Source organism: Pseudomaricurvus sp. ABR4_320, assembly GCF_056159445.1.
Window position 1 is genome coordinate 79,562 of sequence record NZ_JBSWVF010000017.1, and the last position, 14,104, is coordinate 93,665.

15 protein-coding genes are annotated in these 14,104 nt (G+C 51.9%); 10 read left to right on the forward strand and 5 right to left on the reverse strand.

The window, feature by feature from the left end; genetic code table 11:
- The first annotated feature begins 5 nt into the window (after positions 1 to 5).
- Both ACXAFR_RS22970 and ACXAFR_RS22975 read left to right on the forward strand, forming a co-directional pair.
- Complete coding sequence (locus ACXAFR_RS22970) at positions 6 to 1,727, forward strand: PTS fructose transporter subunit IIC (RefSeq protein ID WP_475181435.1); 1,722 nt, start codon at positions 6 to 8, stop codon at positions 1,725 to 1,727.
- 94 nt (positions 1,728 to 1,821) lie between these two features.
- The gene (locus ACXAFR_RS22975; protein WP_475181436.1) at positions 1,822 to 3,138 is read left to right on the forward strand and encodes a carbohydrate porin; all 1,317 of its coding nucleotides are present in this window, start codon (positions 1,822 to 1,824) and stop codon (positions 3,136 to 3,138) included.
- Between the two features lie 32 nt (positions 3,139 to 3,170).
- Here ACXAFR_RS22975 and lldD read toward each other — a convergent pair whose 3' ends face one another.
- Positions 3,171 to 4,334, reverse strand: coding sequence for an FMN-dependent L-lactate dehydrogenase LldD (gene lldD, locus ACXAFR_RS22980; RefSeq protein WP_475181439.1), 1,164 nt, complete (start codon positions 4,332 to 4,334; stop codon positions 3,171 to 3,173).
- Entirely contained in the window at positions 4,331 to 5,089 is a 759-nt protein-coding gene (locus ACXAFR_RS22985) for an FCD domain-containing protein (protein ID WP_475181441.1), read from the reverse strand. Before ACXAFR_RS22985 ends, lldD begins: the two co-directional genes overlap by 4 nt.
- Before the next feature lie 363 nt (positions 5,090 to 5,452).
- Between ACXAFR_RS22985 and ACXAFR_RS22990 the strand changes: the two genes are divergently transcribed.
- Positions 5,453 to 6,187: a type 1 glutamine amidotransferase gene (locus ACXAFR_RS22990; protein WP_475181445.1), complete on the forward strand. Its 735-nt coding sequence runs from the start codon at positions 5,453 to 5,455 to the stop codon at positions 6,185 to 6,187.
- Between the two features lie 38 nt (positions 6,188 to 6,225).
- Here ACXAFR_RS22990 and ACXAFR_RS22995 read toward each other — a convergent pair whose 3' ends face one another.
- The gene (locus tag ACXAFR_RS22995; RefSeq protein WP_475181447.1) at positions 6,226 to 7,278 is read right to left on the reverse strand and encodes an aldo/keto reductase; all 1,053 of its coding nucleotides are present in this window, start codon (positions 7,276 to 7,278) and stop codon (positions 6,226 to 6,228) included.
- Between the two features lie 223 nt (positions 7,279 to 7,501).
- Between ACXAFR_RS22995 and ACXAFR_RS23000 the strand changes: the two genes are divergently transcribed.
- Positions 7,502 to 7,963 carry a MarR family winged helix-turn-helix transcriptional regulator gene (locus ACXAFR_RS23000; protein WP_475181449.1) on the forward strand — a complete coding sequence of 154 codons (462 nt, stop codon included), beginning with the start codon at positions 7,502 to 7,504 and terminating at the stop codon, positions 7,961 to 7,963.
- A gap of 9 nt (positions 7,964 to 7,972) precedes the next feature.
- Here the strand turns inward: ACXAFR_RS23000 and ACXAFR_RS23005 are convergent, their stop codons facing one another.
- Entirely contained in the window at positions 7,973 to 8,488 is a 516-nt protein-coding gene (locus ACXAFR_RS23005; protein WP_475181452.1) for a PepSY domain-containing protein, read from the reverse strand.
- A gap of 410 nt (positions 8,489 to 8,898) precedes the next feature.
- On the opposite strand from ACXAFR_RS23005, the gene ACXAFR_RS23010 reads away from it, so the two are divergent.
- Entirely contained in the window at positions 8,899 to 9,096 is a 198-nt protein-coding gene (locus tag ACXAFR_RS23010) for a hypothetical protein (protein WP_475181455.1), read from the forward strand.
- Between the two features lie 52 nt (positions 9,097 to 9,148).
- On the forward strand, positions 9,149 to 9,565 hold the full coding sequence (locus tag ACXAFR_RS23015; RefSeq protein WP_475181457.1) for a cupin domain-containing protein: 417 nt from the start codon (positions 9,149 to 9,151) through the stop codon (positions 9,563 to 9,565).
- Here ACXAFR_RS23015 and ACXAFR_RS23020 read toward each other — a convergent pair whose 3' ends face one another.
- A complete protein-coding gene (locus ACXAFR_RS23020) occupies positions 9,566 to 10,444 on the reverse strand; it encodes an AraC family transcriptional regulator (RefSeq protein ID WP_475181461.1) in 879 nt (292 codons plus the stop codon).
- A gap of 120 nt (positions 10,445 to 10,564) precedes the next feature.
- Here ACXAFR_RS23020 and ACXAFR_RS23025 point away from each other — a divergent pair, with 120 nt between their 5' ends.
- The 4 genes from ACXAFR_RS23025 (at position 10,565) to ACXAFR_RS23040 (ending at position 13,653) form a co-directional block, all read left to right on the forward strand.
- Complete coding sequence (locus tag ACXAFR_RS23025) at positions 10,565 to 11,113, forward strand: carboxymuconolactone decarboxylase family protein (RefSeq protein ID WP_475181463.1); 549 nt, start codon at positions 10,565 to 10,567, stop codon at positions 11,111 to 11,113.
- A 361-nt stretch (positions 11,114 to 11,474) separates the two neighbouring features.
- Complete coding sequence (locus tag ACXAFR_RS23030; protein WP_475181466.1) at positions 11,475 to 11,684, forward strand: cold-shock protein; 210 nt, start codon at positions 11,475 to 11,477, stop codon at positions 11,682 to 11,684.
- A gap of 320 nt (positions 11,685 to 12,004) precedes the next feature.
- Positions 12,005 to 12,883, forward strand: coding sequence for an SDR family oxidoreductase (locus ACXAFR_RS23035; protein WP_475181469.1), 879 nt, complete (start codon positions 12,005 to 12,007; stop codon positions 12,881 to 12,883).
- Between the two features lie 41 nt (positions 12,884 to 12,924).
- Positions 12,925 to 13,653: a retropepsin-like aspartic protease family protein gene (locus tag ACXAFR_RS23040; protein ID WP_475181472.1), complete on the forward strand. Its 729-nt coding sequence runs from the start codon at positions 12,925 to 12,927 to the stop codon at positions 13,651 to 13,653.
- The last annotated feature ends 451 nt before the right edge of the window (positions 13,654 to 14,104 follow it).

Below are 14,104 nucleotides of genomic sequence, written 5' to 3' on the forward strand. Positions count from 1 at the left end.
TTGTGATGAATCCTATCAATGTGATCATTGCCGCGCCTGGCGCAGATACCCAGGCAATCCTCGCCGCCGAAGCCTTGCGTCAGGCTGCCCAAAATCACAATTTGGCGGTGTTTGCCGAAATTAAAACAGAGCATGGTTCTCTGGGTGCGCTGGACTCGTCTGACAAGAGCCGTAGGTTGCTATTGGTGGGTGACGCGGAGGTTCCTGCTGGATGGCAGGGAGACAAGCCGCAATCTGTCGCCCTTGACGAAGTTTTACGCGATGCGGAAGCCGTGCTTTTAAACGCTGTGGGTCAGACTTCGACCGCTACTGATAGCTGCAGCACGGCAAGCACTGGGTTGATCGTCGCTATTACGTCATGCCCAACAGGTATTGCCCATACCTTTATGGCCGCCGAAGGCTTGCAACAGGCAGCCGCGACTCTGGGGTATACCATTCGCGTAGAAACTCAAGGGTCTGTAGGTGCCCAGACACCTCTGACCGATGAAGAAATTGCGACGGCAGAAGTTGTCATTATTGCAGCCGATCGAGAAGTGGATCTCAGTCGTTTTGCCGGCAAGCGCTTATTAAAATCCAGCACCAAACCCGCCATTAATGATGGTCAAAACCTGATACGTCGAGCACTTGCTGATGCTGAAGTATTCGGCAAGGCAGACGACGCTAACAAGCCAAAAGCAGGAGGGGGCGCTCAGCGCACAGGACCTTACAAGCACCTGATGACCGGTGTCTCTTTTATGCTCCCGTTTATTACGGCGGGCGGTTTGCTGATTGCTCTGGCGTTTGCATTGGGTGGCATCTACGTCAATGACGAAGCCAATGCAGGTACTCTGGGCTATGCGTTGTTTCAGATTGGCGCCAATGGCGGCTTTGCATTAATCGTCCCGGCGCTGGCCGGATATATTGCCTATTCCATTGCTGACCGTCCGGGCATTGCGCCAGGGATGATTGGCGGCATGCTGGCGGCGAATTTGGCCGCGGGATTTCTCGGTGGAATTGTGGCGGGTTTCCTCGCCGGTTACGGCGTTGCCTGGATGAATAAAGTCATTCGTCTGCCACGCAATCTTGAAGGCTTAAAGCCGGTGCTCATCCTGCCTCTGTTGGGAACCCTTTGGGTTGGACTGGCGATGGAATTTGTTGTCGGCGTGCCTGTTGCGGAAGCGCTCGCGGCAATCACTCAGTGGTTGCGCAGTATGCAGGGTTCCAGCGCCGTTTTGTTGGGACTTTTGCTTGGCGGGATGATGGCTTTTGATATGGGTGGCCCGGTCAACAAGGCCGCCTATGCGTTTTCGACTGGCTTGATTGCCAGCCAGGTTTACAGCCCGATGGCGGCGGCTATGGTCGGCGGTATGACAGCACCTCTTGGCGTGGCTTTAGCAACGCGACTGTTTAGTGATCGCTTTACCCATGAAGAGCGGGAAGCCAGTGGTGCCGCAGCAGTATTGGGATTGGCGTTTGTCACAGAAGGCGCGATTCCTTTTGCCGCGCGCGACCCTCTGCGAGTTATCCCTTCGCTGGTTGTGGGGTCTGCCTTGGCCGGAGCCATTTCTATGGCCGTGGCGGCGGAACTGAAAGTGCCACATGGCGGTGTGTTTGTTCTTCCTATCCCCAACGCGGTCACCCACTTGGGCGGTTATTTGGTGGCGCTGGTCGCTGGCACATTGGTAACGGCGGTCATGTTGCGGGTGTTAAAAAAGCCGGTCGCCAGTGAACTGGCGAAACCTGCCTGAGGCAAATCCGCCGATAGATTTCTTCATCGCTTAAATACGTAATTTCTAACAATAATTTGGCAGGCTATGGCCTGCCGACGGGAGTCTTATGTCCATGAAAACGTCACTTTCCTCCGTTACTCATGTTTCTCACTACGTTCGCTGTTCACTGGCGTGTTCGATGTTGCTGGCTGCGACAGCTTCTGCGGTCGCCGACGAAGCATCCTCACCTGTGACTTTTGATGCCTCGTACACTGGCGAATCCGCGTTTTTGGTCAGTGGTGGTAAAGATGCCGGTAGCGCCTATGCCGGTCAGTTTTACGGCGGTGCCCGTATTGATTTGGAGCAGCTGTTGGGTTGGCAGGATGCCACCATCAAAATTGATGTTGCCAGCCGCCACGGCGACAATCTGGCGGTTGATGAAATTGGCAACACCACGTCGATTCAGGAAATCTACGGTGGTCAGGGGCAGCGTTTGGCAAACCTGACGTTGCAAAAGGAATGGCAGGATGGGCGCATTCTTTGGGAGGGGGGGCGCAGTGTTGCCAACATTCATTTTCTGGGCTCGGATCTCTGTGCCTATTTTCAGGTCAATGCCGCCTGTGGCAATCCGACCTTTGTGTTTCGGACCAGCAATTTTACCTGGTGGCCTGTGTCCAGTTGGGCCATGCACACTCAGGTTTGGGTAACACCCGAAGTCTACGTCCACGCTGGTGTTTATGAAGTTAATCCCACGCAGGCAGAAGAGGGTCGTCACGGTTTTGATTGGAGCACTGCCGATGCGACGGGTGTGATTACGCCGGTAGCGATTGGTTATCAGTCGGCACCTGGAGCTGCTCGATCTGCGTTTTACGAAGTGGGGGGCTGGTACGACACGTCAGATTACAATGATCCTCTACGGGATGAGAATGGCGACCCAGCAGTTATCTCGGGCAATGATTATGCTGAAGATAATGGTCGCGCCGGATTCTTTGCGCGCTTTGAACAGGGTGTTTATGAAACCGATGCTGCCGGACGCGGGCTTACGGTGTTTGGTGCCTGGCTGACCGGGCTTAAAGGCGAATTGGTGGAAGACAATTTCCTGCAATTGGGGTTGGTGAAGTACGGAACCTTCGCATCGCGCCCGCGCGATACCATAGGTTTTGTGGCCGCCACCCAGTTTTACAGCGATGAGACGATGGATGACCTCACCTATGCGAGAGCTCAGGCGGGTGGCACAGGGACTCCTGAAGATTTTCAGACCATGGTGGAGTTGAGCTATGGAATTCAGGTGACGCCGGGTCTGCGCGTACAGCCGAATCTGCAGTATATTGCCCATCCTGACCAGCTTGGTGAGCCGGGCAGAACTCAGGATCTTGAAGACGGTTTTGCGATTGGTCTGCGAGTGGACTGGAATATGAAGGATGGGATTGAGGCCTTGTTTGCTCGCTGATTGCGGCAAACGAGCCCTCAAACAAGCCCCAATTACGGGGCTTCTTTGTTGCTGGCTAGCTCAGCGGACACCAGGCTGTCGATTGAGATTTCGCTGATCGACTTTGCGCCGGTCAGCGTCATCGCAACGCGCATTTCACTGGCCATCAGATCGAGCAGATTGGCAACGCCTTTTTCCCCTGCGGTGGCCAGGGCGTAAACCCAGGCGCGCCCCAGCATTACCGCATCGGCACCCAACGCCAGCATACGTACGACATCAAGACCTGAGCGAATGCCGGAATCGACAAACAGGGTTAAATCGCCTTTCACGGCATCGGCAATTGCAGGCATGGCACGAGCGGTGGATAACACGCCATCAAGCTGGCGCCCACCGTGGTTGGAGACCACAATGCCGTCGGCGCCAAAGCGCACGGCATCGCGGGCATCGTCAGGGTCGAGAATGCCTTTTAAAATCATCGAGCCCTTCCAGTAGTCCCGTATCCACTGCAAATCCTGCCAGGCAATCGACGGATCAAAATTGTTGCCCAGCCAGCCGACGTAATCTTCCAGCGCAATTTTTTTGTTGAGATAGGTCGAGACATTGCCCAGGTCGTGAGGCTTACCCAATAAGCCTACGTCAAGAGCCCAGCGCGGGTGAGTGATTGCCTGCAGTACGCGGCGGAAAGCGGCGTTGGGTCCGGACATCCCCGAGTGAGCGTCGCGATAGCGGGCGCCAGGCACCGGCATATCCACAGTGAAGACCAGCGTTCGCACACCGGCTTCCCAGGCACGTTCGAGAACATTTTCCATAAAGCCCCGATCTCTCAATACGTAGAGTTGAAACCACATGGGGCGGTTGAGTTTCGGCGCCACTTCTTCGATAGGACACACTGAGACGGACGACATGGTGAAAGGCACACCTCGGGAATCGGCCGCTTTGGCTGCCTGAACTTCACCGCGCCGGGCGTACATGCCCGTCAGGCCGACGGGGGCAAGCACGACAGGCAAGTCGAGGGATTCGTCGAACACCTTAGCGCTGAGATCAATTTTACCGACCCCCTTTAAGATTCTCTGACGCAGTGCCAGTTGATTGAGGTCGTCGCAATTGCGGCGCAGGGTTTCCTCGGCGTAGGCGCCGCCATCAATGTAGTGGTAGAGAAAGGGAGGCAGGCGGCGGCGAGCCGCTTCGCGATAGTCGGTCGTAGATGAAATGATCATGATGAGAGTTCTTGTTGTGTTGTAATGTGTTTTAGCCCAAGCGCAGAACGCTTGCGGCGCGCGTTTTCCTGTTCGATGGATTCCAGTCGGCGTTCGACATAGTCGATGTGTTCGATGGCGGCGCGGCGAGCGGTGTTCGCATCGCCCCCAAGGACTGCATCTAGAATTCGGCGATGTTGCTGATCGAGTTCGAGCGGTACGCCGCTCAAGCGATAGAGTTTGTTAAGGCTGTCAGAAATGCTGGCTTCCAACAGCCCCTCCAGTCCACTCAATATTTGATAGAGCACCACATTGTGGGCAGCGCGACCGATGGTAATGTGAAATTTCGCATCCAGCTTGGCAACCCCTGCAAGCCCTGATGTCATTGCCTCTGCCAGGTTGTCATAGGAGGTTTGAATCTGCGCTTTATCGGTGTCGTCTGCTCTCTCGGCGGCGAGGGCGGCCGCATCGCCTTCCAATGACCGGCGAATTTCCAGGACGTCTCGCCAATAACCGGATTCACTCTGAGCAAGCGGGGCGAGCGACAAGAGCGCGCTGCGTACAGGTTCGACTTCTTCCGGGGAGGTAACGTAGGTGCCGCCTCCCCGGTGACTGATGAGAATGCCGCGACTGACGAGCTGTTTAATGGCCTCTCTCAGGCGGGAGCGTGATACACCCAGTTCCATGGCGAGCTGCCGCTCCGCTGGAAGGCGATCACCGGATTTGAGTTTGCCGACGGCAATCAGATTTTCGATTTGCTCAGGCAGAGTGGGCATGTGCCATGTTCTCGAAGGTCATTGTTTGAATTATTCCCGACGGTTGCGGGACTTTGCCCCGCAGAAAATGTTCGTGCTCGACGATTTTTCGATCAATTGGTCCGACCAAAGTGCGGCTGTTTATCATTTACTATTGCTTTTTAGGGACTTTATCGTGAAGTTAAGAATTGTGCAAACAGGTTGGTCGTACCAAACAGTACAATTCTGGTGCTTTTTGGGGAGAGGTTTATGACGGCTTCTCAAGTGGCGATGTATACTTTGCGGGTCGTTAACAAGAGCGCGTGGCTCGCAGATACCAATAGCAGATACCTATAAATGTCGCAGTCAGGTTGATTGGCGCTGCGTCACAGAGAGAGTTTGAGTATGGCACTATCTATCGGTGTGTTGACCGCTGGTCTACCGCCCGATTCTCTGGTGGATCGATATCCCAGTTATGGCACCATGCTGGTGGACTTTTTGACGCCTCACGGGAAGGATCTGACGTTTGTCAGCTATGACGTGTTTCGGGGACATTTTCCTGAATCTGTTCAGGATCACGATGCCTGGATTATTTCTGGCAGTAAGCACAGTGTGTACGACGATTTGCCCTGGATAACGCAGTTGAAAAACTGGGTCGTTGCCATTGCCGCGAGTGGTTCTCCGTTGGTCGGTATCTGTTTTGGTCACCAAATGCTGGCTCATGCATTGGGTGGTCGAGTTGAAAAGTATGCTGGCGGTTGGGGGGTAGGAACCGAAACCTACCAATTAACGCCCGCTCTGGCAGAGACGTTGCATCGTTCAAGTGACCAACCGTTGATTCTTAATGCCATCCATCAGGATCAAGTGGTGGCCATTCCTGCTGGAGCTGAGGTGTTGGGGCATTCCGCATTTTGCGCTCATGCTGTCGTTGATTTTTGCGAGGGGAAAATCCTTGGGATTCAAGCGCATCCCGAGTTTAGCTCTGCTTTTGAAATTGAATTGTTAGATGCCTGCCGCGGAGACGCCATGGCCGCAGACGTGGCTGATCTTGGTTTAAAAAAGGTTCAAGAGCGGGGCGGTCGCGTAGACAACAGTACGGTGGGGCAGTGGGTAGCCAGTATTCTTCAGGGGCGCGTTTAGTTCGGACTGTGGGATTGCCATCCTTGGCGCCCTGTCGGTTAAAAAGGTTGCGGGTAGTGGCGCAAAATGGTGGCGATATCCTGAAAGACCTCTTCGTCCAAACTCAGCGCGAAAGCGCCGAGGTTTTCCTTCAGCTGCGCCAGAGAAGTTGCGCCAATGATGGTTGATGTCACGCCATCAACCTGTCGAACCCATGCCAGCGCTAATTGCGCGGGCGGAATGCCGACTTTTTTGGCGAGATCGATATAGGCGCCCACGGCGGCGTTAGAGCTTTCGGTATCTCGGAACAAGCCGTTGCGCTGCGCGAAACTCCAGCGGCTGCCCTCGGGTCTGGCGCCGTCGAGATACTTGCCGGTGAGAGCGCCTGCTGCGAGGGGTGACCAGGGGAGAAAGGCCACATCTTCATGCAGGCAATTTTCGATCAGGTAGGGCCAATCTTTCGTGTGCAGCAGATTGAACTCATTCTGAATTGAGACGGGGCGCGGCAGAGCGTGTTGTTCGCTAAGGCGCAGGTAGGTGTTAATACCCCAAGTGGTATCATCAGACAGTCCAAAATGACGAATTTTTCCCGCTTTAATGCAACGATCAATACCTTGCAGGATATCCAGCATCTGCGCTGTGTGTTCATCGCGATCAATATCGCTAAAGCGATAGTGGTTGGGCCAATGCTTACCAAAATGCGGTGACGTGCGGTTTGGCCAATGCAATTGATACAGATCGATGTAATCTGTCTGCAAGCGTTCGAGCGAGGCGTCGACAGCCTGTTCTACCGTTGCGCCGCTGATGTCACTGGCATCTCTCACCCAGGGAATGCCTGTCCCGACGATTTTGCTGGCCAGGATCATCTCTTTGCGGCGACCACTGTTTGCTGCCAGCCAATTGCCGATCAACGCCTCAGTCTTGCCGTAAGTGTCGGGGGTAGGCGGGACTGCATAGAGTTCCGCAGTATCAAAAAAGTTAACCCCTTGATCCAACGCGAATTCGATCTGTTCGTTGGCGTCGGCCTGGTCGTTCTGATTGCCCCAGGTCATGGTGCCCAGGCAGACGTCCGTGATGTCTAAGCCACTGCGTCCTAACTTCACCGTTTTCATGTGTACCTCTGGTCGAATTTGATTCGGTTTTGGAATGGAAGATTATAGGGGGGGATGGGTTTTTTTCACCCGCTGTCCCCATGTTATCTACGAGAGACAACAAAGCTGCTCGATAAATGCAAGTCTCGCGCAGGCGTAGTAGACTTCAACGCCTAAGGTGAATGATGTGCCATGGTTTCGCTCTTAGCTTCAACAATCATAAGACACAAAGAGAATACAGAATATGTCTCACCAAAAGCTGGCTGAAGAGCACGAAGTGCTGGCGTTTAATCTGGCTGAAACCCCTGGGCATTTGTTGCGCCGCTGTCATCAACGCTCCAGAGAAGTCTTTAATGAGCGCCTAGGGGAATTCGGTATTTCCCGACAATTGCTGTCAGTTTTGGTGACGATTTTTCAGAATCCAGGTCTCACCTACGTGGTGCTGGCAGAAATGAGCGGTTTTGACCGCAATACTCTGGCTGAAATGATCGAGCGCCTGGTGACTCGTGAGTTGGTTGTGCGACAAAAATCAGAACAGGATGCCCGCGCGTATTCTGTAGCGCTGACCGAGCCGGGGAAGCACCTGGTCAAACAGATGATTCCCCTGGCAGAGCAAGTTCAGGACGACATTCTCAAGCCCATTCCTGAAGACCTGCGGCCGGTGTTTATTGAGTGTATGCAGCGGATGATAGGGTTGGACAAATAAGCTGTCTGCTTATCCAAATACCACCACCAGAAGCGCTAGAACAAAGCCGGCTCCGGCGATTTTCAGACCGTTGCGAAACTGAGGTAATTTGGGAATAAACATCAGGAATGATGAAATCGCGAAGAACAGTAAGCCGAGCCCAAAAAAGATGTTCAGAAAAAAGATGGGGCTGTTAACTGTCGCCTTATGCATGCCAACAACGCTGGCGATGGGCGCGGGGTAGTCTTTTTTGGTGACGGTTGCGACTCCGGATGCTTTGTCGTAGTTGCCCTGGGGAAAATTGATCTGCGTTGCAGATTCTCCGGTCACTTTAAAGTTGCGGATGTGCAATTCCTCTTCCAGCTGTTTGGCGTTCAGCGCGGGCTGGAGTTGCTGCTGGGTGGTCTCTTCGAATTTGAGAACATCGGTTGTGCGAAAAATCAGTAGAACACCACTACTGGCGTAAAGCGCCATGACACCTGCCAGGAAAAATCCCAGCCAGCGATGGTATTTACGGAAAGAACTGTGGAATGCGGTAGAGGCCATCAATAAATCCTTAGGCGGATGGGTGCAAGAGCAGGTAGTGTTTAAATGGTGAAAAACGGCTAATTTATCACGAAGGCAGGTGGGAAAATGCACCCATTTGTATCAACGCTGTACCCAGAGTTTCACGTCGTTGATCGGGCAAAATCCTTAAAGCACAGAATGGAGAACGCTATCTCAGCTTAAGGAGCCTCTGATTAATTACCTGCGTTGCCATCGCTGCGTTAAAAATGATCTCAAAATGCTCATTTACACCACGTAAACTGTGCTTTTTCGATCATTTTCGCCTTGCGCTGGCGGCCTCGCCGACATTAATCAGAGGTTCCTTAATGAAGTCAAGCTGAAACAGAACAATACGAAGATTCTCGGGTTGCGAGCAATCGCGCCCGAGCACTCTGAGAAGGGGAATCGCTATGTTCAAATGTTGTTGCGGGTTGTTGATTATCGTTATATCTGGTTGCACCAACGAACAGATTTATCAGTCGGTGCAGCAGAATCGTCAGCAGGAATGCCAGAAGCTGGACATGCCCCTCTATGACGAATGTATGAATGAATATGAGCAGTCCTATCAGGAGTATCAGCGAGAGCGAGAAGAGGTTTTGAAAGAGTGAAGCTTTCGCGCTCGAAAACGAACATATCCTTTTCTAAAAAGTGGAGTCGGTGATGAAGCGATTCGAATTGGACCGTGAGTTTTTAGTATTAGATCATCAACAAAATATCCATGTCGAGGCGAATGACGCCAATCTCTATCAGCGCCTAAACGACTCATACAATCAGTTCGCCGGCCATACGATGATTTCCTACTATGAATTCCGGGCGGACTGGTCGAGCTGGGAAAGGCATCCAAAAGGAGATGAAACGGTTGTCTTGCTCTCAGGAGAGGCGACCATAGTTGTTTGCTTTGACGGTGAAGAGACGCTCACTCGCCTCGATCAAACCGGCCAGTGTGTGGTCGTTCCCAAAGGTTGTTGGCACACCGCAAAGATACGGGAATCTTCGAAACTGCTCTTTATTACGCCTGGAGAGGGGACAGAGCATAGGTCCCTGGAGGACATGGTTTTCGAGGACGACAACGGTTAATCACCGATGCTTATTGCGAACTTGGCCGGGCGTCTCGTTAAACAGGTGTTTGAATGCGCGACTAAAGGCGGCTTCGCTGCCGTAGCCGACGGCTTCTGCGGCATCGATGATCAACCAGCCCTGCTGCAAATAGGCATAAGCGAGCTGCAGGCGCCACCAGGTTAGATATTGCATCGGCGTCCAACCACAGACCTCCTTAAAGTAGTTCGCAAATTGGGTTCGTGACATGGCGGAGGTTTGAGCGAGCTCTGCTAACGTCCACGTATGTGCGGGTTGGGCATGAATCGCATCGATGGCGGCTGTCAGTCGGCTGTCGCTGTAAAGTTTGAGAATGCCATGGCTCAACGGGCTGTTTTCCGCGAAGCAACGGATTGTGTAACTTACCAGGAGCTCACATAGGCGGTTTAAAAGCGGGCTCTGGCTGTCGCAATCTGGCCGTAAACTTTCAGCGACAATAAGGTCGACCAGTGGCGCCAGCCAGGGTTTGGCATCACTGGCGCTAATGACCAGCACCGGAGGTAAAGTGCCAAGCAGGTTTGAACTGCCGCGATGTTGAAACGCAATTTCTCCGCACAGTAAGCTGGTGCCCTCGATCTCTTGGCTGCTGGCGATGGGCAGGTGTTCTTGTGGGCCCGTGAGAGCGTTTTCTGGATACAGCGTATGGGGCAGCTCACGAGGAAAGATCACCACATCGCCGGCGTTGAGTCGCCACTCGCCGTGGTCGGGAACGCGCATTAGGCAGCGACCCTGTATCGGCATATGAAAGCAGGTAGAGCCAACCTCATGCTCGGTGATTTGCCAGTTTCCGCAGACACGTGCGGTGTGGTAGATGCGTACCTTCAGGCGTACCAATTCCAGGAGATCCAGAAGCGAAGCCATGCTTTGGGTGCCTTATCGGATGTGTGTACGATGAGTCAATAAAAGCGGATTTTAAAGCATTCATCGTACGGCGAGCAACGATTACAGTGGAGCCTCACATCACCTAGAGAGGAAAACACCATGACCATCGTTCCCGTTAATCCAGAAAACGCCCCAGAAGACGTTGCTGCTGAATTCCAGCGCTCGAAAAATGCATTTGGATTTGTTCCAAATTTGCACAAAGTGCTGGCCGTGTCCCCAGAGACCCTGGTGGCCTATAAGCATCTGCACGAAGCGTTTCAGAACACCAGCTTTGACGCGACCGAACAGACCGTCGTTTGGCAGACGATCAATTTCTATCATCAGTGTCACTACTGCCTGCCAGCCCATACCGGTATCGCCCATATGTTGAAAGTTGATCCGACCATCATTGAAGCATTACAGAGAGGAGAGGCTCTCGCGGACCCCAAATTAAATACGTTGCAGGCGACAACCAGAGCCCTGGTCGATCAGCGTGGGGTGTTATCGGAAGAGCAAGATGCCGCCTTTCGGGCCGCGGGCTATCAAGATCAACAATTGATGGAGATTGTGCTTGGAATAGCTCAGAAGGTAATCAGTAATTATGCCAATCATCTGGGCAAAACCCCGGTCGATTCCCCCTTCACAAAGTTTGTGGTCAATGCGGCTTAAAGACGGAAAAATGTTCGGGGCTACCCGTGTGATAACGCGTGGAAAGGCGGTAATATTTACGTCGCAGTAGCCCTGAATGGACGGTTTAACCCCTCGTTTGGCATATAAAACATTACTTTATAGAGTAGCCGAATTGACCGCGAATTATTTACGTCAAATTGGCCAAAAATAGGGAGAATTGTTTTGACTTAACGGGGTAGGGGTTATACAGTTTGGCGAGCTGGAAAATATGCCGCATTTTACATTCTCCATTTCGTTGCACGTCTTCAGTCATCGTCCTGTAGTTTTAAAATTTTGACTGTTTTCAGGCTTACGTTGCTCAATTAATAGGCAGCTCTTTCATTCTATAACAGGTTTTATTATGTCAGACAAAACTACAGGAACCGTCAAGTGGTTCAACGAATCCAAAGGTTTCGGATTTATTCAACAAGAATCTGGTCCAGACGTGTTTGCTCACTTCAGTGCCATCCAAGGTTCTGGTTTCAAGACTCTTGCTGAGGGTCAGAAAGTTGAATTTACCATTACCCAAGGTCAAAAAGGTCCTCAGGCAGAGAACATCGTTGCTATCTGATTCCTTTTGTTGATCACTGCGAGGGGCGGTCTGTTCTAGGTCGCCCCTTGTAGTCGCTCAAAGGTAGTTGCTCAAGTTTCGGGCCTAAGTGGTCTTTGTCGTGTCTTTTACTGTTACAAAAAGACCCTAACCTTCCTCATGCCTACATCGGTACGTCTCAGCTCGTGGGGTTCCCCCAGGCTGGCTGACTAGCTCTCTTCAACACTTCTCTTTTTCCCGGCTTTGCGAAGCAACTTTTTAATTCTGCACGATTGGCAGTTTTGCTGCGTTATTGCGGTCTTGTTTCTGAATAAACAATTCAGACGCGAGGCGTTGTACGAATGAAAACCTCAGTACCCAAAACGATCTTAATGACCGGAGCAAGTCGTGGCATTGGCTTATTGACGGCGAAAACCTTGGCCGCGAAAGGACACAAGGTCTTTGCAACCATGCGCAATGTTGATACCGGTAACGCGGCTATTGCTGCCGAACTCACCGAGTTGGCAGATGCCAAGCATCTTGATCTCTCAGTCTTGGAGCTAGACATCACCTCTGCGGAGGACTGCCAGCGTGCTGTGGCGACAATTGAAGCGGAATCGGCCATCGATGTGGTCATCAATAACGCAGGGGTCATGCCGGTTGGTTTAACAGAAGCCTATTCTATGGAGGCATTGAATGCTTGTCTTGAAGTGAATTTACACGGCCCGATATTGCTCAATCAGGCGGTCCTGCCTGGAATGCGACAGCGGCGCAAAGGCTTATTGATTCATTTGAGTTCATCTGCGGGGCGTTTGGCGATTCCCTATTTTGGGGTGTATTGCGCATCAAAGTGGGCATTAGAAGCCTATGCTGAAAGCCTTCATTACGAGCTGCAACTGTTCAATATTGAATCTATCTTGGTTGAGCCCAGTGGTCACGCCACAGATTTGGTTACCACGGCACCGGCACCCGATCGGCAGGAGGTGGTGCAGCAATATGGCGATATGGCTGACGGACGTGAAAAGCTGCTCGGCATGTTTACGGAGCTGTTCGCTCAGCAACAGGCTGGGAACAATGCACAAAACGTTGCCGATTGTGTGGCTGCATTAATTGAGTCACCCGTGCCCAGGCCGTTGCGGACTCAGGTAGGCGATGACATGGGGGTGACCGCAATCAATCGTGCAACAGCTCCGATTCAGGCGGCGCTCATTGATCAGCTTTCTGGCGTTTATCGCGCATAAATTTCTATCGAGTACTACGACGTTTATGTTCAGCAAATGTATTGAAAAGAGTCAAAGGAGGTTCGTGGTTTAAGACCGATCGTGTCCGTCAAAGTGTGTATGTCAAATGGGCAGCCGGTAGCGGCTGTCCGCACACTGGATTTACGGTAGAGGTTTGGTTAAAAATGGATGAGGCTTCAAAAAAGGTTGTCGACTTGGCGGTAGCTCGAATGCGGCTGCAAGCCGATGAGCGCGGTCGGTCGTGGGAGAAAGGCAAAAAAGCCTTATCGGTCACTGTACTTTTAAGCCTCTTCGCATTAGTGATCTATCAATATAGTCCTCAGGTAACGACGCCCGCGTTGAATGCCCAGCAACCAGTAACCCAGCAGGATACTAACGGTGCGGTGCAGGTTACGGCACAGCAGGGGGCTTATGGCCACTATCGATTTCTGGGTTATATCAACGGCAAGCCCGTTAAATTTCTTCTCGACACGGGCGCAACTCATGTTGCCATTCCCCGAGGCGTAGCCAACTATCTCGAACTGCCTTTCGGTGAAAGTTACTACTCACAAACCGCTAATGGAAAATCACTTTCTTATGGATCGTTTATAAAGCAGCTGGCCATCGGTGGAATTTCCGTGGCTAATGTAGACGCTTCCGTTGTTACCGGTATGGAGGGGGATGAAATACTACTGGGGATGTCTTTCCTTAAACATCTGGATGTTCAACAAAAAAATGGGCAGCTTGTGCTAACACAGATGACTTTGCCGGTGCATAGGGTATGGAACTGAAAAAAATCAGACTTTTACAAGTTCGGGCAAGTACTTATCCGTCGGTGACTATCGAAACCGTTTTTCGCCGATAAGAAAGTCGATAACCCTTTGGTGACGGCGACTTGGTTATTTTCTACACTTGGAATTATGTACAGTATATTGGAAAACAGCGTTTTTTCACTATATATCAGGATGAAGAAACCGGCGTAACCATAGCATGCAAGCGCAGTAAATCCTTAGGAAAATCAGTCATTTGTCGATTTGGCTGATTGGATATAGTGCCTTATAGTTATAGATATTCGCGCATGCGCGTTTTACCTCCGCAGCAAATCTCTGCATCAGCGAAAATGCTAGGAAAATCAATGGTATTGGGTGTTTTCGGTTTAAAAAGCAAAACGCGCATGCCTCATATACAAATGTTGTTTGCACTCGAGAGCCCGAAGAGTATACCACGTTGCAGGCTGCTATG